The 17260-nt window shown below is 60.2% G+C and carries 14 protein-coding genes; 5 read left to right on the forward strand and 9 right to left on the reverse strand.

Annotation, left to right across the window (positions count from 1 at the left end):
- Window positions 1-116: 116 nt before the first annotated feature.
- Genes nirB through cobA form a run of 4 tightly spaced genes read left to right on the forward strand, consistent with a single transcriptional unit; the run spans window position 117 to window position 6346 of the window.
- Window positions 117-2570, forward strand: a complete 2454-nt coding sequence (gene nirB / locus MRY17_RS18820; protein ID WP_181285683.1) for a nitrite reductase large subunit NirB — start codon at window positions 117-119, stop codon at window positions 2568-2570.
- Entirely contained in the window at window positions 2567-2884 is a 318-nt protein-coding gene (gene nirD, locus MRY17_RS18825; protein WP_057721197.1) for a nitrite reductase small subunit NirD, read from the forward strand. The genes nirB and nirD overlap by 4 nt, the downstream gene beginning before the upstream one ends.
- Window positions 2884-5592, forward strand: a complete 2709-nt coding sequence (locus MRY17_RS18830; protein ID WP_243352683.1) for a nitrate reductase — start codon at window positions 2884-2886, stop codon at window positions 5590-5592. The genes nirD and MRY17_RS18830 overlap by 1 nt, the downstream gene beginning before the upstream one ends.
- A 10-nt stretch (window positions 5593-5602) precedes the next feature.
- Window positions 5603-6346: a uroporphyrinogen-III C-methyltransferase gene (gene cobA / locus MRY17_RS18835; RefSeq protein ID WP_243352684.1), complete on the forward strand. Its 744-nt coding sequence runs from the start codon at window positions 5603-5605 to the stop codon at window positions 6344-6346.
- A 60-nt stretch (window positions 6347-6406) separates the two neighbouring features.
- Here the strand turns inward: cobA and MRY17_RS18840 are convergent, their stop codons facing one another.
- The 8 genes from MRY17_RS18840 to ppsA all read right to left on the reverse strand — a co-directional run bounded on the left by MRY17_RS18840 (window position 6407) and on the right by ppsA (window position 14547).
- The gene (locus tag MRY17_RS18840; protein ID WP_181285686.1) at window positions 6407-7387 is read right to left on the reverse strand and encodes an OmpA family protein; all 981 of its coding nucleotides are present in this window, start codon (window positions 7385-7387) and stop codon (window positions 6407-6409) included.
- A gap of 107 nt (window positions 7388-7494) precedes the next feature.
- Window positions 7495-8085 carry an RNA polymerase sigma factor SigX gene (gene sigX, locus MRY17_RS18845; RefSeq protein ID WP_181285687.1) on the reverse strand — a complete coding sequence of 197 codons (591 nt, stop codon included), beginning with the start codon at window positions 8083-8085 and terminating at the stop codon, window positions 7495-7497.
- 87 nt (window positions 8086-8172) lie between these two features.
- A complete protein-coding gene (locus tag MRY17_RS18850) occupies window positions 8173-8997 on the reverse strand; it encodes a mechanosensitive ion channel family protein (protein WP_003193288.1) in 825 nt (274 codons plus the stop codon).
- 2 nt (window positions 8998-8999) lie between these two features.
- A complete protein-coding gene (locus MRY17_RS18855) occupies window positions 9000-9245 on the reverse strand; it encodes a CrfX protein (protein ID WP_065949826.1) in 246 nt (81 codons plus the stop codon).
- A gap of 86 nt (window positions 9246-9331) precedes the next feature.
- Complete coding sequence (locus MRY17_RS18860) at window positions 9332-10327, reverse strand: zinc transporter ZntB (protein ID WP_181285688.1); 996 nt, start codon at window positions 10325-10327, stop codon at window positions 9332-9334.
- A gap of 25 nt (window positions 10328-10352) precedes the next feature.
- Window positions 10353-10844: a ribonuclease E activity regulator RraA gene (gene rraA / locus MRY17_RS18865; RefSeq protein ID WP_181285689.1), complete on the reverse strand. Its 492-nt coding sequence runs from the start codon at window positions 10842-10844 to the stop codon at window positions 10353-10355.
- Window positions 10845-11075: 231 nt separating this feature from the next.
- The gene (locus MRY17_RS18870) at window positions 11076-12065 is read right to left on the reverse strand and encodes an alpha/beta fold hydrolase (protein ID WP_181285690.1); all 990 of its coding nucleotides are present in this window, start codon (window positions 12063-12065) and stop codon (window positions 11076-11078) included.
- Between the two features lie 106 nt (window positions 12066-12171).
- Window positions 12172-14547, reverse strand: coding sequence for a phosphoenolpyruvate synthase (gene ppsA / locus MRY17_RS18875; RefSeq protein WP_181285691.1), 2376 nt, complete (start codon window positions 14545-14547; stop codon window positions 12172-12174).
- A 178-nt stretch (window positions 14548-14725) separates the two neighbouring features.
- Here ppsA and ppsR point away from each other — a divergent pair, with 178 nt between their 5' ends.
- Complete coding sequence (ppsR, locus tag MRY17_RS18880) at window positions 14726-15544, forward strand: posphoenolpyruvate synthetase regulatory kinase/phosphorylase PpsR (RefSeq protein WP_003230310.1); 819 nt, start codon at window positions 14726-14728, stop codon at window positions 15542-15544.
- A 230-nt stretch (window positions 15545-15774) separates the two neighbouring features.
- Here ppsR and MRY17_RS18885 read toward each other — a convergent pair whose 3' ends face one another.
- Complete coding sequence (locus MRY17_RS18885; protein ID WP_191955506.1) at window positions 15775-17199, reverse strand: PLP-dependent aminotransferase family protein; 1425 nt, start codon at window positions 17197-17199, stop codon at window positions 15775-15777.
- Between the last annotated feature and the right edge of the window lie 61 nt (window positions 17200-17260).

Below are 17260 nucleotides of genomic sequence, written 5' to 3' on the forward strand. Positions count from 1 at the left end.
CCTTCAACGTCGAAGGATCGAGCTTCCCGAGAGAACGGGACCAGGACAAAGGCGTCCTCGCTAGGTAACTAGCGGGGACGCCTTTTTTGTTTGCGCGTGAATGGTCGGAGAGCGACATGAAAAAACTCAAACTGGTGATGATCGGCAACGGCATGGCCGGGGTTCGCACCCTGGAAGAATTGCTCAAGCTCAGCAGCGACCTGTATGACATCACGGTGTTCGGCGCCGAGCCCCACACCAACTACAACCGCATCCTGCTTTCACCGGTACTGGCCGGCGAGCAGACCTTCGAAGAGATCGTGCTCAACGATCTGGACTGGTACCTCGACAACCACGTCAAGCTGCTGCTCAACCGCAAGGTGGTGCAGATCGACCGGGTCAAGCGCCGCGTCATCGCAGAAGACGGCACCGAAGCCGAATATGATCGCCTGCTGATCGCCACCGGTTCCACGCCGTTTATCCTGCCGATTCCGGGCAACACCTTGCAGGGCGTGATCGGCTACCGCGATATCGCCGACACCCAGGCCATGATCGACACCGCCAAGACCCACAAGCACGCGGTGGTCATCGGTGGCGGCCTGCTCGGTCTGGAAGCGGCCAACGGCTTGATGCTGCGCGGCATGCACGTGACCGTGGTGCACATCGGTGAATGGTTGCTGGAGCGGCAACTGGACAAGACCAGTGGCCAACTGCTGCAAACCGAGCTGGAAAGCCGGGGCCTGGTGTTTCGCCTGTGCGAACAGACCCAGGCCCTGCACGACGCCGGCAACGGCCGCGTCGGCTCGGTGCAGTTCAAGAACGGTGACATCATCCCCGCCGACCTTGTAGTGATGGCCGCCGGTATCCGTCCCAACACCGAGCTGGCGGAAAAGTCCGGCATTCCCTGCAACCGCGGGATTCTGGTCAACGACACGATGCAAACCTACGACCCGCGCATCTATGCGATCGGTGAATGCGCCAGCCACCGTGGGATCGCCTATGGCCTGGTGGCACCGCTGTTCGAACAGGCCAAGGTCTGCGCCAACCATCTCGCCCAGTTGGGTTTCGCCACCTATAAAGGCTCCGTGACCTCCACCAAGCTGAAAGTCACCGGCATTGACTTGTTCTCCGCCGGCGATTTCATGGGCGGCGAAGGCACCGAGACCATCACCCTCTCCGACCCCATCGGCGGCGTCTACAAGAAGCTGGTGATCAAGGACGACATCCTGGTCGGCGCCTGCCTGTACGGCGATACCGCCGATGGCGGTTGGTATTTCCGCCAGATCCGTGAGAACCACGCGATCGGCGAGATTCGTGATCACTTGATGTTTGGCGAAAATGCGCTGGGCGACGTAGGCCACCAAGGTCAGGACAAGGCCATGAGCATGGCCGACAACGCCGAGGTCTGCGGCTGCAATGGCGTGTGCAAGGGCACTATCGTAAAAGCGATTCAGGAACAGGGCCTGTTCAGCGTCGATGACGTGAAGAAGCACACCAAGGCGGCCAGCTCCTGTGGATCCTGCGTGGGTCTGGTAGAACAGATCCTGATCAACACCGTGGGCGGGGCCGCCGACGTCAAGCCCAAGAGCGAAAAAGCCATCTGCGGCTGCAGCGACCTCAACCACGGCCAGATCCGCCAGGCCATTCGCGACCAGCACCTGCTGACCATCGCCGGCACCATGAGCTACCTGAACTGGCGCACGCCCAACGGTTGCGCCACCTGCCGTCCGGCGCTCAATTACTACCTGATCTCCACCTGGCCGGGCGAAGCCAGGGACGACCCGCAATCGCGCCTGATCAACGAGCGCGCCCACGCCAACATTCAGAAAGACGGCACCTATTCGGTGGTCCCACGGATGTGGGGCGGCGTGACCAATCCGTCGGAACTGCGCCGTATCGCCGACGTGGCCGACAAATACAACGTGCCGATGGTCAAGGTGACCGGCGGCCAGCGCATCGACTTGCTCGGCATCAAGAAGCAGGACTTGCCCGGCGTGTGGAAGGACCTCGACATGCCGTCCGGGCATGCCTACGGTAAATCCATCCGTACCGTGAAGACCTGCGTGGGCAGCGAGTTCTGCCGCTTTGGTACGCAAAACTCCACGCAACTGGGCATCGAGCTGGAGCACGACCTGTTCAACATGTGGTCGCCGCACAAGGTCAAGCTGGCGGTGTCCGGTTGCCCGCGCAACTGCTCGGAAGCGGGCATCAAGGATGTGGGCATTATCGGCGTGGATTCAGGCTGGGAGATGTATATCGGCGGCAACGGCGGGATCAAGACCGAAGTCGCGGAGTTCTTCGTCAAGCTCAAGACCGCTGAAGAGGTGCGCGAATACAACGGCGCATTCCTGCAGTTATACCGCGAAGAAGCCTTCTACCTGGAGCGCACCGTGCACTACCTGCAGCGGGTTGGCATGGACCATATCAAGAAAGCCGTGCTGGAGGACCCGGCCCGGCGCCAGGCCCTCAACGAGCGCCTGCAGTTTTCCCTGTCGTTCGAGCAAGACCCTTGGAAAGAACGCCTGGAACAGCCGCTGCTGAAAAAAGAATTCGATGTGATCCCGGTCAAGCAACTGGAGGTGCCGGCATGAACTGGCTGGATATCTGCGCCCTGGAAGAAATCAACGCGCTGGGCTCGCGCATCATCAACGGGCCCAAGGGCGACATTGCAATTTTTCGCACAAGCGACGATGAAGTCTTCGCACTCGATGACCGTTGCCCGCACAAAGGCGGGCCGCTGTCCCAGGGCTTGATCTACGGCAAACGCGTGGCCTGCCCGCTGCACAACTGGCAGATCGACCTGGCGTCCGGCGAAGCCCAGGCGCCGGATATCGGTTGCGCCCATCATCACCTCGCCCGCGTGGAAAACGGCCGAGTGATGCTGGCCCTGCGGGATGCAGGGTGATGAACCGCCAGGTCACCGCGTCCACCTGCTGTTATTGCGGGGTGGGCTGCGGCGTGCTGATCGAGCATGACGGCACCCGCATCCTCGGCGTGCAAGGCGACCCGGAGCACCCGGCCAACTTCGGCAAGCTGTGCAGCAAGGGCGCCAGCCTGCACCTGACTGGTGACCTCGATGCCCGTGCCTTGTACCCCGAGTTGCGTCTGGGCAAAGACCTGGCCCGCGCCCGCACCGACTGGGACAGCGCCCTGGAACATGCGGCGACTGTATTCGCAAGCACTATCGCCGAACACGGCCCCGACAGCGTGGCGTTCTACATCTCCGGGCAATTGCTGACCGAGGACTACTACAGTTTCAACAAACTGGTGCGGGCGCTGGTAGGCACCAACAATATCGACAGCAACTCGCGGCTGTGCATGTCCTCGGCAGTGGTGGGCTACAAACGCAGCCTGGGCGCCGATGCGCCGCCGTGCAGCTATGAAGATCTGGAGACCAGCGACTGTGTGATGATCGTCGGCAGCAACATGGCCTATGCGCACCCGGTTCTGTTCCGACGCCTGGAGGAAGCCAAGGCGCGACGACCGCAGATGAAAGTGGTGGTGATCGACCCACGGCGTACAGACACCTGCGACCTGGCTGATCTGCACCTGGCGATCCTGCCGGGCACGGATGTCGCGCTGTTCCACGGGATTTTGCATCTGCTGCTGTGGGAAGACTGGATCGACCGCGACTTCATTCACGCCCATACCGACGGCCTGGCAGCACTCAAACGCCTGGTGCATGACTACACGCCGCAAATGGTCACGCAACTGTGCGGCATCAGCGTCGAACAGCTGCGCCTGTGCGCGCAGTGGGTGGGCACCTCCAGCAGCTTCCTGTCGCTGTGGTGCATGGGGCTTAACCAGTCGACTGCGGGCAGTGCAAAAAACAGCGCGCTGATCAACCTGCACCTGGCCACCGGTACGATCGGCAAGCCAGGCTGCGGCCCGTTTTCCCTGACCGGCCAACCCAATGCCATGGGCGGGCGCGAGACCGGCAGCTTGTCGAACCTGCTGCCTGGGCACCGCGACGCCGCCAACCCCGAACACCGCGCAGAAGTCGCCGCTTATTGGGGCGTCGATCAACTGCCCGCTGGCACCGGCCTCACGGCCATCGAACTGTTTGAGCAGGTGCAGGCGGGCAAGATCAAGGCGCTGTGGATCGCCTGCACCAACCCCGCCCAATCGTTGCCGGACCAGAATGCCGTGCGTGCCGCCCTGGCGGCGTGTCCGTTCGTGGTGTTGCAGGAGGCGTTTCGAACCACCGAGACCGCCGCCTACGCCGACCTGCTGCTGCCCGCCGCCAGTTGGGGCGAAAAAGAAGGCACGGTGACCAACTCCGAACGGCGTATTTCCCATGTGCGCCGCGCCATCACCCCACCGGGCGAATCACGACCTGACTGGGCGATTACCGTGGATTTCGCGCAGCGCCTGGAGCGCCGTCTACGGCCGGGCCTCGATAGCCTGTTTGCCTTTGAGCAGCCGGCGCAGATCTTTGACGAATTCAAGCTGTTGACTCAAGCGCGCGATCTGGATTTGTCCGGCCTCAGCCATGCCTTGCTTGACCGACTCGGCCCGCAACAGTGGCCGTTTCCCGTGGGCGCACAGGCCGGGACGCCACGACTTTACGTCGACGGTATTTTTCCCACCGATAACGGCCGTGCGCAGTTTGTTGCCGACCCTTATCGCGCCGCCAAGGAGCAGCGTGACGCACGCTTTCCCCTGACCCTGATCACCGGTCGTCTGCGCGACCAGTGGCACGGCATGAGCCGCACCGGCACCGCGGCGCAGTTGTTCGGGCATGTCAGCGAGGCGCTGCTGAGCCTGCATCCTGACGAAATGCGCCGTCACCGCTTCAAGGAGGGCGATCTGGTCAGCCTGAAGAGTCGTCGAGGCAGTGTGGTGGTCGCGGTCACCAGCGATGACAGCGTGCGCCCCGGTCAAGCGTTTCTGCCGATGCATTGGGGCGACCGCTTTCTCAAAGGCGGCGTCAATGTGCTCACCCAGCCGGCGTTCGATCCGTTGTCCAAACAGCCGGAACTCAAACACAGCGGTGTGCGCCTTGAGGCTATTGAACTGCCGTGGCAGCTGTTTGCGCTGATCGAGGGCGACGTGCAACGCCATTTCGACGCCCTGCGCCCGCTGTGCGAAGAGTTTGCCTATGTCAGCCTGAGCCTGAGCGGACGTGAACGGCCGGCGCTGTTGGTGCGCGCAGCCCATACCGAGGCGCCCGACCTGCAACTATTGACCCGCATCGACCAACTGCTGGGCCTGCACGACGGCCCGGTGATGGCCTATGACGACCCGCGCCGCTCTATCGGCAAACGGGTGAAAGTCGAACAGGGCCGTATCACAGCGGTTCGCCTGGCCGGTGAAACCCTGGCCCGGCATTGGCTGCAAAGCCTGTGGCTGGAGGGCCGCACCGACGATCAACTGCGTCGCTGGCTCCTGGCGCCCCTGAGCGCGCCACCGGGGGCAGCGGCAGCCAGCAGCAAAATCCTGTGCAATTGCAAACATGTCAGCGAAACCGCGGTGTGCGCCGGGATTGCCCGTGGTCTGGACCTGACCGGGCTCAAACAGGAACTGCAATGCGGTACGCAATGCGGCTCCTGCGTGCCGGAAATCAAACGTCTGCTGGCCGCCAGCCCGCAGCCAATCGCAATCAGTGTGTGAGGGAAAAAACATGAGCGCAAAAGTGTGGCTGGTAGGCGCCGGGCCCGGTGATCCGGAATTGCTCACCCTCAAAGCGGTAAGGGCCCTGCATGAAGCAGACGTGGTGTTGATCGACGATCTGGTCAACCCGGCCGTCCTGGAACACTGCGCCGACGCGCGTGTGATCACCGTTGGCAAGCGCGGCGGCTGTCGCTCTACACCGCAGGATTTCATTCACCGCCTGATGCTGCGCTATGCGCGCCAGGGCAAGTGCGTGGTGCGGCTTAAAGGCGGCGATCCGTGCATTTTCGGTCGGGGTGGGGAAGAATCGACGTGGCTGCGTGAGCGTGGAATCGAGGTGGAGCTGGTCAACGGCATCACCTCGGGGCTCGCCGGAGCGACCCATTGCGATATCCCGTTGACCTTGCGCGGCGTGAGCCGTGGGGTGACCCTGGTCACCGCGCATACCCAGGATGACAGCAGCCTGAACTGGCGTGCACTGGCCGAAGGCGGGACGACGCTGGTGGTGTACATGGGCGTGGCCAAGCTGGAAGCCATCCGGCAACAGTTGCTGGAGGGCGGCATGGCCGCGGATATGCCGGTGGCGATGATCGAAAATGCATCGCTGCCCGCACAGCGCGAATGCCGTAGCCACCTGGGCGCCATGCATGAAGACGCGCAGGCTTTTGCGCTCAAGAGTCCGGCAATCCTGGTGATTGGCCGTGTTGCCGGCGCAGCGCAGATGGCGTGCGTTGCAGCGGCGGCCAGCGCCTGAGGCAAATCGCAGGCGAAAAAAAGCCCGGCCTGAGCCGGGCTTTTTGTGAAACTCGGCTAATTACTTAGCTTGAGCTTCAACCGCTGCTTCTACGCGACGGTTAACAGCACGACCAGCTTCAGTTGCGTTGTCAGCAACTGGGCGGGATTCGCCGTAACCTACGGAGGTGATGCGGCTAGGAGCTACGCCATCTTTAACCAGGACTTGCTTAACAGCGTCAGCACGACGCTGGGACAGCTTCTGGTTGTAAGCGTCTGGACCTACGGAGTCAGTGTGACCAGCCACTTCTACGTTGGTGTCTGGGTACTGAGCCATGAAGTCGGCCAGGTTTTTAACGTCGCCATAGCTGTTAGGCTTAACAACAGCCTTGTCGAAGTCGAACTTAACGTCCAGCTCAACACGAACAACCTGAGCAACCGGAGCTTCTGGCTCTGGAACTGGCTCTGGAGCTGGTGCTGGGGTAGGAGCTGGAGCTGCTGCGCCGGCGTTACCGCCGAAGTTCACACCCAGGCCAACCAGTGCAGAGTAGTCCCACTTGCCGTTGTCCAGACCGTAGTCGGCTTCAACACCAGCACGAGCGTACAGGTTGTTGGTGAAGTAGTACTTCACGCCGGTACCGATGGTAGCGAAAGTGGTCTGGTCGCGACCGCTGTGGCCGTCAGCTTGCACGTTGGTACGGCTCTGGTGGCCGAAACCGCCTTCAACGTATGGACGCAGGCTGTCAACGCCAGCTTGACCGAAGTGGTATTGGGCAACCAGGCTGCCGGTATCACCTTTGATCTTCTGGCTACCAGTGCCGTCGTTCGAACGGGTGTGGTTAGTCTTGTCGTAGGACAGGTTCAAGGACAGGTCGTCGGTCAAGAAGTAACCGATGCGAGCGCCAGGATTGAAGCCGTCTTCGATGTGCTTGACGCTATCGTTGTACTGCTTCTTGTAGAACAGCTCGCCTTCAACTGCGCCTTGGCCTTGTGCCAGAACGCCGAAAGAAGTAGCGGCAATAAGAGAACCAATGGCCAAGCCCAAGGTGTTTTTCAGTTTCATCCGTTAAATCCCCATCTGGTGATTGTAAAGCAGTCCCACAAACCGGGGGACAACTCGGCGACAAGTCTAACAGAACTTGCCTACACGTAAGAGATATTTGCCACGTACTAAGTTTCAGTCTCGCCCGCAAATTTCTCACGTAATTTATCAAGAGCACGTTTGTAACGCATTTTTGTAGCACTCAAACCCATGTGCATGATGTCAGCGATTTCCTGAAATTCCAATTCTGCGACGAAACGTAGCACCAGAATTTCACGGTCAATCGGATTCACATGCACCAACCAGCGATCGAGTCCGCCCTTTTCCTCGGGTAACGGCGCCTTTTCTTCAGACGCTTCCTCAAGGGGGTCCAGACTCAACGCGTCCATCAAGCGACGCTTTCGCCGTTCCTTGCGATACTGCGTGATGCACTCGTTGTACGTGATGCTGTAGAGCCAGGTCTTGAACTTCGATTTGCCCTCGAAGTTCTTCAGGCCGTACAGCACCTTGAGCATCACTTCCTGACAGACATCGTCCGCATCTCTATCGTTCCCCAAATACCTTGAACAAACGTTGAACAGAGTGCGTTGATACCTGCGCATCAATTCTTCGTACGCGCGTGTTACGTGAAACAGCTCCGTGTGCGAACGCGCGACCAACTCCTCATCAGAGAGCTCACGGGGGTCATAGCGCGTGGACAGCGTTTGGGCTTTATTCAAAACAAGTCGTGCCGGCAGTCAGGTCAATGTCCGCTGCAACCCGGTCAGCCGGGTTTGCGGCGGCGTACATTAGCAGGGTTTGCCGGTTTAGCGGCTACTGACCTGCTGCTCCAGAAGAATCCGGTTGGACAGCGACACCAGTTCCCCGTCATCGGTCAGCACGGTCGTCTTGACTGTGCCGATCTCCTCGATTTGCCCTTCGACCTCGCCCACACGCACCTGTTGCCCCACCTGATACAACTCACGCACATAGATTCCCGCAAGAATCTGACCGGCAATTTCCCGGCTTCCCAAGCCCATGGCCAGTGCAACGGCCAGACCAACGGTAATCAAAACGATCACGATAACGTGGTTCAGCAGGTCAGTCTTGACCTCCAGCTGGCTGATCGCAACCGAAATACTGATGATGATCACCAGCCCCTGGGCAATTCGTCCCAGGCCTGCCGCATAATCGAGCCCGACGCCTTCGGCCGCCCCGCGCACCAGGCCGTTGGCCAGTTGCGCGAGCAAAACACCTACCAGCAACACCAGCGCGCCGCCGAAAACTTTCGGCAAATACAGCGCCAGCATGTCGAGCGTAGCTGAAACTCGCTCAAGTCCAAGGGACTGAGCCGCAGAAACCAGAAAAATAAGCAGAACGAACCAATAAACGATCTTGCCGATCAGCGTGGAGATCGGCACCTGCAGCCCGGCACGCCCCAGCAGCTTGGTCAGCCCGGTACCGGCCATCAGGCGATCCAGCCCGAGTTTGGCGAGCAATTTGGATAACAGGGTGTCGAGCAGCTTGGCCACGACAAAACCCAGCAATACCAGAACCAACGCACCAAACAGGTTGGGAATGAAATTCGCCACCTTGGTCCACAATGCGGTCATCGCGGTGACCAGGCTCTGGGTCCAGAGATCAAGTTCCATATTCAATCAGCCTTATCAGCAGTGCGAGCAAGAGGTTTATGTCGGGAAACCGGTGATACATGGGCCGAACCGTTGTTCAGGGCCATCATCAACGCCGGCACCCAACGCCCGAGCAGACCGAACAGATCCCCCGCCCCGACCTGACGGTTGGCGGTTTTCAGTACGCGGCCCAGGCAGGCATCGTCATCACGGTTGGATGGCGAAGCATTGAGCATGTCACGCAAAGACTGTTCGAACGGATCGTGCATAGAGACCTCTCGCAAGTGATTTAAAAGACGAGGGTAAAATTCATCGGGTCACATCGACCCTTTCCTACGTTCAGCTCATATTCAGTTCAAACCCAGCGTAACCGTCGAAAAAGCCACCATTGACCCAGCGCCACCGAGACCATCAGCAGGCAGGCAATCATGAATCCGTAGGGGCTGCTGGAAAAAGGTATTCCCCCCACGTTGATGCCCAGCAAGCCGGTCAGAAAACTCATCGGCAAGAAGATGCCGGTGATGATTCCGAAGCGGTACATGGTGCGGTTCATGCGCAGGCTCAAACGCCTGTCTTCAGCCTCAAGTACAAGCCCCACGCGCTCCCGAGCCAGTTCCAGCTCCTCCAGATACCGGGTCAGGCTGTTGTGCAACTCGTTCCAATAGTCGGCGTCGTCATCACAGAACCACGCCAGTTTGGTCCGCGTCAGCTGCGCAAAAATATCCCGTTGCGGCGCCAGGAAACGCTTGAGCCCGGCCGCTCGTCTACGGATCTGCAAAACACTGCCATGCTCGGGGGTATACCGTTCGTCGGCGTCGAGTTTTTCTTCCTCTGCATCGACGATTTCAGACAGACCAGTGACCAGATCCTGCACTTTGTTGGTCAGGTATTGCGCCATATAAAGGATCAGTTCCGACGCGGTCCTGGGGCCTTTACCCTCGTCCAGTTGCACCAGCAGCTCATCGGTGGCGCGTAACGGGCGCAACCGCAGGGAAATCACACGATTGGCCGCTGCGAATATACGTACCGAAACCATGTCTTCCGGTTCCGCGCCTGGATTGAGATTGATCCCGCGCAGAAACAGTAACAATTCGGCATCCGGCAACGGCAACAGCCGCGGGCGGGTGTTTTCTTCCAGCAGAAGGTCACACGCAAACTCGCTCAAACCGCTGGATTTGCGCAGCCAGGTCTGGGTTTGCGGATGACTGCGGTCCCAATGCAACCACAGGCTTTCCTGGGGCTGCAGTTGCAGCGCGTCAAGCTCAGTCCGGACAATCGAACGCGCACCGCCTTTACCATCCAGCACCAGGGCATGCACCAGCCCCCATTGCGCGTTGTCTTCCTCGAACATCCTCATCCCTTTCGGCTACCGCGATTTATTCAGGCATTTTCAGTGGGCTGGGCGAGACGATCACCCCGTTGTTATCGGCGTACACGTACTCGCCCGGGCGGAACGTCACGCCCGCAAAGGTCACCACCACGTTCAGGTCACCCAGGCCACGCTTGTCGGTTTTCATCGGATGGGAGGCCAGGGCCTGCACACCCAGATCGGTCTGGGCAATGACATCGACATCGCGGATGCAACCGTAGATGACCATGCCTTCCCAGCCGTTTTTCGCAGCCTTCTCGGCGATCAGGTCACCGAGCAACGCACGCCGTAGCGAACCGCCTCCATCGACCACCAGCACCTTGCCGGCGCCCGGTTGCTCGGCCTGCGCCTTGACCAGGGAGTTATCCTCGAAGCATTTGAGGGTGACAATCTCGCCGCCGAAGGAGTCTCGGCCACCGAAATTGCTGAACATCGGCTCAAGCACCTGTACCAGCTCCGGGTAGGCGTCGCACAGGTCGGGGGTCACGTAATGGTCCATCGCGAAACTCCTGTCGTCAAAGAAGGGGTCGAACAGCTCACGGCATACATCAGGAAAAACGTGCTGCAGCAGGCATTCTTTAAATGCCCAGCCACTGGCGCCGGCCATGATCAAACCGCAATCAGCGCAACGCAATAGCCGTTACGCGACTGAATATGACCAGAAGCGCCTGAGGCGTCATATCTTAGCCGCAACCACTCAAGAGTGAAACGCCCTCGCTGGAACGCTTCGTCAAACCGCCACAGCCACCTCTGGCTCGGTGCCGGACAACGGTGTCAACGGGTCTCGCAACCAGCGCTCCACCAAGGGCCAGACCTGGGCTTGCGCGGCTTTGCTGACAAGCATTTGTACGTGCCCGAAATCTTCGGTAAAACCCTGCCGACGCCCCAGGCACAGGTACTGGCGATGCTCGCTGCCGACTTGCTCGAACAGCTTGCGACACGCCCAGTCCGGATCCTGCCGATCGCCCGCAGCGCTGACTGCCAACAGCGGCACGTCGACCTCTGCCAGGCCTTTCCACCAATCCCCCTCGGCATCGCCAAAGCGGCCGAACAGGCCATTCCAGCGCAGCGCTTCGATCATCACACCGGCCGGTTCGTCCTCCGGCCCACGCTTGAACCGAGGGCCGGACACTTGGGCCAGACGCTTGAGGATAAATCGACCGCCCCACTCCACCAGTGGAATTTTCAACGGCCAATGCGTGCGGCTGACCTGGCAGCCAAATAACGCCACTGAGGCCACCGACTGAGCGCTTAAGGTTTGCCCGCCCAGCGCCGCAGCCAACGTCGTGGCGCCGAGGGAGTGCCCGATCCAGTGCGGCACCTGCCCGCTTTGCTCGTGCACAAAGGCGCCAATGGCCGGCAAATCGTAGCGCGCATAATCGGCGACACGGTTGCGCACGTAGTCGTGGTTGCGCTTGGACAGGCCATGGCCGCGCATTTCCGGGATCCACACATCAAATCCCCGACGCGCGAGGTGGGCCCCCAGGCCGATGCCCTTGGGCGAATACCAGAAGCGCCGATTGGAGAAACTGCCGTGCAGGAAAATAACCGGCGTGCCCCGGTTTTCCGGGACATCGGCCAGGCCCAGACGGGTAACCGCCAACTCGACGGTACCGTCGGGGCTGTTGCCGGGTTTAAGCCGATACACATCTTCACTCAGGTCGCCACGACGTTCAGCGCTGATCAGGGCGACGGGAAACAGGTTGCTGCTGCTTTGCATAAGGCTCTTGCACAAAAAAGGGCGGCGTCCGGTAGGAGTTCCGCCCTGCACAGATAAGAATGCCGGTCACCCTCGACAGGTGACCGGCACTTTTGACGTAGCGGCTTTACGCGGACGCTTGGCCTTCGGCGAGGAAGAACCAGGTTTCCAGCACGGAATCGGGGTTCAGCGAGACGCTTTCGATACCCTGTTCCATCAGCCATCTGGCCAGGTCAGGGTGATCGGAAGGGCCCTGGCCGCAGATACCGATGTACTTGCCGGCCTTGTTACAGGCCTGGATGGCGTTGGACAGCAGCTTCTTGACCGCAGGATTTCGCTCGTCGAACAGGTGAGCGATGATCCCGGAGTCACGGTCCAGGCCCAGGGTCAGCTGGGTCAGGTCGTTGGAGCCAATGGAGAAACCGTCGAAGAACTCCAGGAATTCTTCGGCCAGGATCGCGTTGGACGGCAACTCGCACATCATGATCACGCGCAGGCCGTTTTCGCCGCGGGTCAGACCGTTTTCGGCCAGCAGGTCAACCACCTGACTCGCCTCGCCCAAGGTACGCACGAACGGCACCATGATTTCGACGTTGGTCAGCCCCATCTCGTTGCGCACACGCTTGAGGGCGCGGCATTCGAGTTCGAAACAGTCACGGAAGGCTTCGCTGATGTAACGCGAGGCGCCACGGAAACCCAGCATCGGGTTTTCTTCTTCCGGCTCGTAGAGCTTGCCGCCGATCAGGTTGGCGTATTCGTTGGACTTGAAGTCCGACAGGCGCACGATGACCTTTTTCGGGTAGAACGCCGCCGCCAGGGTGCTGATGCCTTCCACCAGCTTCTCGACGTAGAAGCCTACCGGGTCGTTGTAACCGGCGATGCGCTTGTCGACGCTTTCCTTGATCTCCAGCGGCAGGCCGTCGTAGTTCAACAGGGCCTTGGGGTGCACGCCGATCATGCGGTTGATGATGAATTCCAGGCGGGCCAGGCCCACACCGGCGTTCGGCAACTGCGCGAAGTCGAAGGCGCGGTCCGGGTTGCCGACGTTCATCATGATCTTGAACGGCAGGTCCGGCATGGCGTCGATGGAGTTCTGCTTGATGTCGAAGCCCAGCTCGCCTTCGAAGATGAAGCCGGTGTCGCCTTCGGCGCAGGACACCGTCACACCCTGGCCGTCTTTCAACAGCTGGGTGGCGTTGCCGCAACCGACAACCGCAGGAATCCCCAGTTCACGGGCGATGATCGCCGCGTGGCACGTGCGCCCACCACGGTTGGTGACGATAGCGCTGGCGCGCTTCATCACCGGCTCCCAGTCCGGATCGGTCATGTCGGAGACCAGCACGTCACCCGGCTGGACTTTGTCCATTTCGGACACGTCCTTGATGATGCGTACCTTGCCGGCGCCGATGCGCTGGCCGATGGCACGGCCTTCCACCAGCACGGTGCCGGTTTCCTTGAGCAGGTAGCGTTCCATGACGTTGGCCGAGGTGCGGCTCTTAACGGTCTCGGGACGGGCCTGCACGATGTACAGCTTGCCGTCGTCACCGTCCTTGGCCCACTCGATGTCCATCGGGCACTTGTAGTGCTTCTCGATGATCATCGCCTGTTTGGCCAGCTCGCTGACTTCAGCGTCGCTCAGGCAGAAACGCGCACGCTCGGCCTTGTCGACCTCAACGGTCTTGACCGAACGACCGGCCTTGGCCTCGTCGCCGTAGATCATCTTGATCGCCTTGCTGCCCAGGTTGCGGCGCAGGATAGCCGGACGGCCGGCTTCAAGGGTGTGCTTGTGGACGTAGAATTCGTCCGGGTTCACCGCACCTTGTACGACGGTTTCGCCCAGGCCGTAAGCGCCGGTGATAAACACCACGTCACGGAAGCCCGACTCGGTATCGAGGGTGAACATCACGCCGGCGGTGCCGGTTTCCGAACGCACCATGCGCTGCACACCGGCAGACAAGGCCACCAGCTTGTGGTCGAAACCCTGGTGCACGCGGTAGGAAATCGCGCGGTCATTGAACAGCGAGGCGAATACTTCCTTGGCCGCGCGGATCACGTTTTCCACGCCGCGGATGTTCAGGAAGGTTTCTTGCTGGCCGGCGAAGGAGGCGTCCGGCAAGTCTTCGGCGGTGGCCGAGGAGCGCACGGCGACGGCCATGTCCGGGTTACCGGCGGACAAGGTGGCGAAGGCGGTGCGAATTTCTTCGTTGAGCTTTTCGGGAAATTCGGCGTCCATGATCCATTGGCGGATCTGGGCGCCGGTTTTGGCCAGGGCGTTGACGTCATCGACGTCCAGGGCGTCCAGCGCGGCGTGGATCTGGGCGTTGAGGCCGCTCAGCTCGAGGAAATCACGGTAAGCCTGGGCCGTGGTGGCGAAACCACCCGGCACCGAGACACCGGCGCCTGCAAGATTACTGATCATCTCGCCGAGGGATGCGTTCTTGCCCCCCACATGCTCTACATCATGGACGCCGAGCTTATCGAGGGAAACTACGTACTCTACCAAGGTGATCTCTCCACTTTCTGTGTTGGAAAAGCTCAGGACGCGGCTTGCTCAGTAGGAGCGAACGCCAACGCTTGTGGCCTGGACCTGGAAAATAAGTGAGAATGCGGCCCACTGCGGGACAGCAAAATCGCGCCTATCATATCCAAGATTCGCCATCAGCTTAAGGCCCAGGGCTCAAATGAAACGATCTGCTTTCTTTATTTCCGATGGCACCGGCATCACGGCCGAAACACTGGGCCAGAGCCTGCTCGCGCAGTTCGAAAACATTACCTTCGCCAAATTCACGCGGCCTTATATAGACAGCGTGGATAAAGCGCGGGCCATGGTACAACAAATCAATCTGGCGGCTGAAAAAGACGGCTGCCGCCCGATCATTTTCGACACCATCGTCAATCAGGACATTCGTGAGATTCTCGCAACGTCGAATGGTTTCATGATCGACATTTTCTCCACGTTCCTGGCGCCATTGGAACAGGAGCTGAGCGAACATTCCTCTTACTCCGTCGGAAAGTCCCATTCCATTGGCCATAACTCCAATTATATGGAGCGTATCGAAGCGGTGAACTTCGCCCTCGACAACGACGACGGCGCCCGTACGCACTACTACGACAAGGCCGACCTGATCCTGGTGGGCGTGTCGCGCTGCGGCAAGACACCGACCTGCCTGTACATGGCCATGCAATTCGGTATCCGCGCGGCCAACTACCCGCTGACCGAAGACGACATGGAACACCTGACGCTACCCGCCGCCCTGCGCGCGCATTCGCACAAGCTGTTCGGCCTGACCATCGACCCGGACCGCCTCACCGCGATCCGCAATGAGCGCAAGCCCAACAGCCGCTACTCCAGCTATGCCCAGTGCGAATTCGAAGTACGCGAAGTGGAAAATCTGTTCCGTCGCGAGAATATTGCGCACATCAATTCCACGCATTTTTCAGTGGAAGAGATATCGGCGAAGATTCTGGTGGAGAAGGGTGTGGAGCGGCGGTTCAAGTGACCTGCATTGCCCTATCGGTGTGAACGAAATTTCTGGTACGCCGCTGAACCTGTGGGAGGGGGCCTGCCCCCGATGGCGGTGGCCAGCCACCTGATGCACTGGCTGACACTCAGCGATCGGGGGCAAGCCCCCTCCCACATTTGATCTTCGCTGCTTTGAGCATTTCGTTCGCGTAACTGACTGGCATTAGGGCAAGCCCCCTCCCACACGACCGAATTGTGTCAGTCTGGCTAGAGGTGGAATCTTCCCCCGCCCTGCCCCAGCGCCGTCGCCAGCGCATCGAAACCCGCACGCAACAACTGATCGTCCCCCGATGTGTTACAGATACTCGCCCGAATAAACTGCGGCACCGCCGTCTGCCCCACGGCAAACGCCTCGGCGGTCGCGATCAGGTAATTGTTCTGCTTGAGTTCCGCCTCGATTTCCGACGCGCGCCAGGGTTCCGGCACCTCGATCCAGAAATGCGGGCTGTTGAGGTGAGTACGGTACTGCAGTCCGCTCAGTAAGCCCTCGACCAAGGACTTGCGCCGGCTTATCTCGTTGATCTGCTGGCGCAGCAGGTATTGCGCCGTGCCGTTTTCGATCCATTGGGTCGCCAGTTCCAGTGTCACCGGGGTAGCCATCCAGCAGGTCGAACGCAACGCCGCCGAAATCCGGCTGACCAGCGCCGGCGGCGCATGCACATAGCCCACGCGCAGCCCGGCCGATACCGCCTTGCTCAAGCTGCTGATCAGGATCGTACGCTCAGGGGCGAAGTAACTCAGGGGCGGGGGACGATCCTCCACCAGCACCCCGTGGGCTTCATCTTCCAGAATCAGCAGATTATGTTCACGACAGACCTTGGCCAACGCTTCACGGCGTGGGACCGACAGCACTGCGGTTGTAGGATTCTGGATCGTCGGCGTGCAGTACAAGGCCGAAATCCGGTGATTTCGACAGACTTCGTCCAGCGCGCCCGGCAGCACACCTTCTTCATCCATCTCCAGCCCGATCAGCCGCACACCCAGCATACGCGCGGCGGTGATCAGCCCTGGGTAGGTCAGTTGCTCGGTGACCACCGTGTCGCCTGCGCGCAGCAGCGCCATCATCGCGCAAAGCAAGCCGTGCTGGCCGCCATTGACGCAGATGACCTGCTCGGGAATCGGATGGAAGTCGCGCTGCACCAGCCACTGCGCACCGGCCTCGCGGTAGCGCGGCAGGCCCGCATCCGGGGTATAGGCGCTGATGTCCTGAAGAAATTTGCCGTTGGTCGACAGGGTCTGGAAGCTCTGGGCAAGGAATACCGTTTCCTGCCCCGGAATATGCATGTTGCGGCTCATGTCGAAGTACTGGCGTGGCTCCTCGCTGACGTTGCGAAAGCCTTCATCACGCTGGCGCTCCATCCCGCGCTTGCGTACGAAAGTGCCGTCACCCACGCGCGCCACCACCAACCCCAACCGCTCAAGCTCACCGTAGGCCCGGCTGATGGTGCCGATGGTCACGCCCAGATTGTCGGAAAGCACCCGATGGGGCGGCAGTTTTCTTCCCGGCTCAATCGTGCCTTCAAGGATGCCCCTTTCCATGACATCGGACAGGCGCTTGTACTTTACGCCCTGACCGTTGGACAACCCCTCACGCATAATTGACACCATGTCAATATTTGTTTTGACAGTCATCATTCGCCCTAATAGTGTGCTTTTGCGGGTTCAATCAGCGGATTGAATCACTTATAACAAG

It is taken from the genome of Pseudomonas orientalis, assembly GCF_022807995.1.
GTDB classification, from domain to species: domain Bacteria; phylum Pseudomonadota; class Gammaproteobacteria; order Pseudomonadales; family Pseudomonadaceae; genus Aquipseudomonas; species Aquipseudomonas orientalis_B.

What these genes read in the sequence shown, in the direction of transcription:
- MRY17_RS18870 (WP_181285690.1), bottom strand. Translation starts at nt 12,065, where the DNA reads ATGCAAAGCAGCAGCAACCTGTTTCCCGTCGCCCTGATCAGCGCTGAA.
- ppsR (WP_003230310.1), top strand. Translation starts at nt 14,726, where the DNA reads ATGAAACGATCTGCTTTCTTTATTTCCGATGGCACCGGCATCACGGCC.
- MRY17_RS18840 (WP_181285686.1), bottom strand. Translation starts at nt 7,387, where the DNA reads ATGAAACTGAAAAACACCTTGGGCTTGGCCATTGGTTCTCTTATTGCC.
- MRY17_RS18885 (WP_191955506.1), bottom strand. Translation starts at nt 17,199, where the DNA reads ATGACTGTCAAAACAAATATTGACATGGTGTCAATTATGCGTGAGGGG.
- MRY17_RS18855 (WP_065949826.1), bottom strand. Translation starts at nt 9,245, where the DNA reads ATGCACGATCCGTTCGAACAGTCTTTGCGTGACATGCTCAATGCTTCG.
- MRY17_RS18830 (WP_243352683.1), top strand. Translation starts at nt 2,884, where the DNA reads ATGAACCGCCAGGTCACCGCGTCCACCTGCTGTTATTGCGGGGTGGGC.
- MRY17_RS18860 (WP_181285688.1), bottom strand. Translation starts at nt 10,327, where the DNA reads ATGTTCGAGGAAGACAACGCGCAATGGGGGCTGGTGCATGCCCTGGTG.
- nirB (WP_181285683.1), top strand. Translation starts at nt 117, where the DNA reads ATGAAAAAACTCAAACTGGTGATGATCGGCAACGGCATGGCCGGGGTT.
- rraA (WP_181285689.1), bottom strand. Translation starts at nt 10,844, where the DNA reads ATGGACCATTACGTGACCCCCGACCTGTGCGACGCCTACCCGGAGCTG.
- MRY17_RS18850 (WP_003193288.1), bottom strand. Translation starts at nt 8,997, where the DNA reads ATGGAACTTGATCTCTGGACCCAGAGCCTGGTCACCGCGATGACCGCA.
- nirD (WP_057721197.1), top strand. Translation starts at nt 2,567, where the DNA reads ATGAACTGGCTGGATATCTGCGCCCTGGAAGAAATCAACGCGCTGGGC.
- cobA (WP_243352684.1), top strand. Translation starts at nt 5,603, where the DNA reads ATGAGCGCAAAAGTGTGGCTGGTAGGCGCCGGGCCCGGTGATCCGGAA.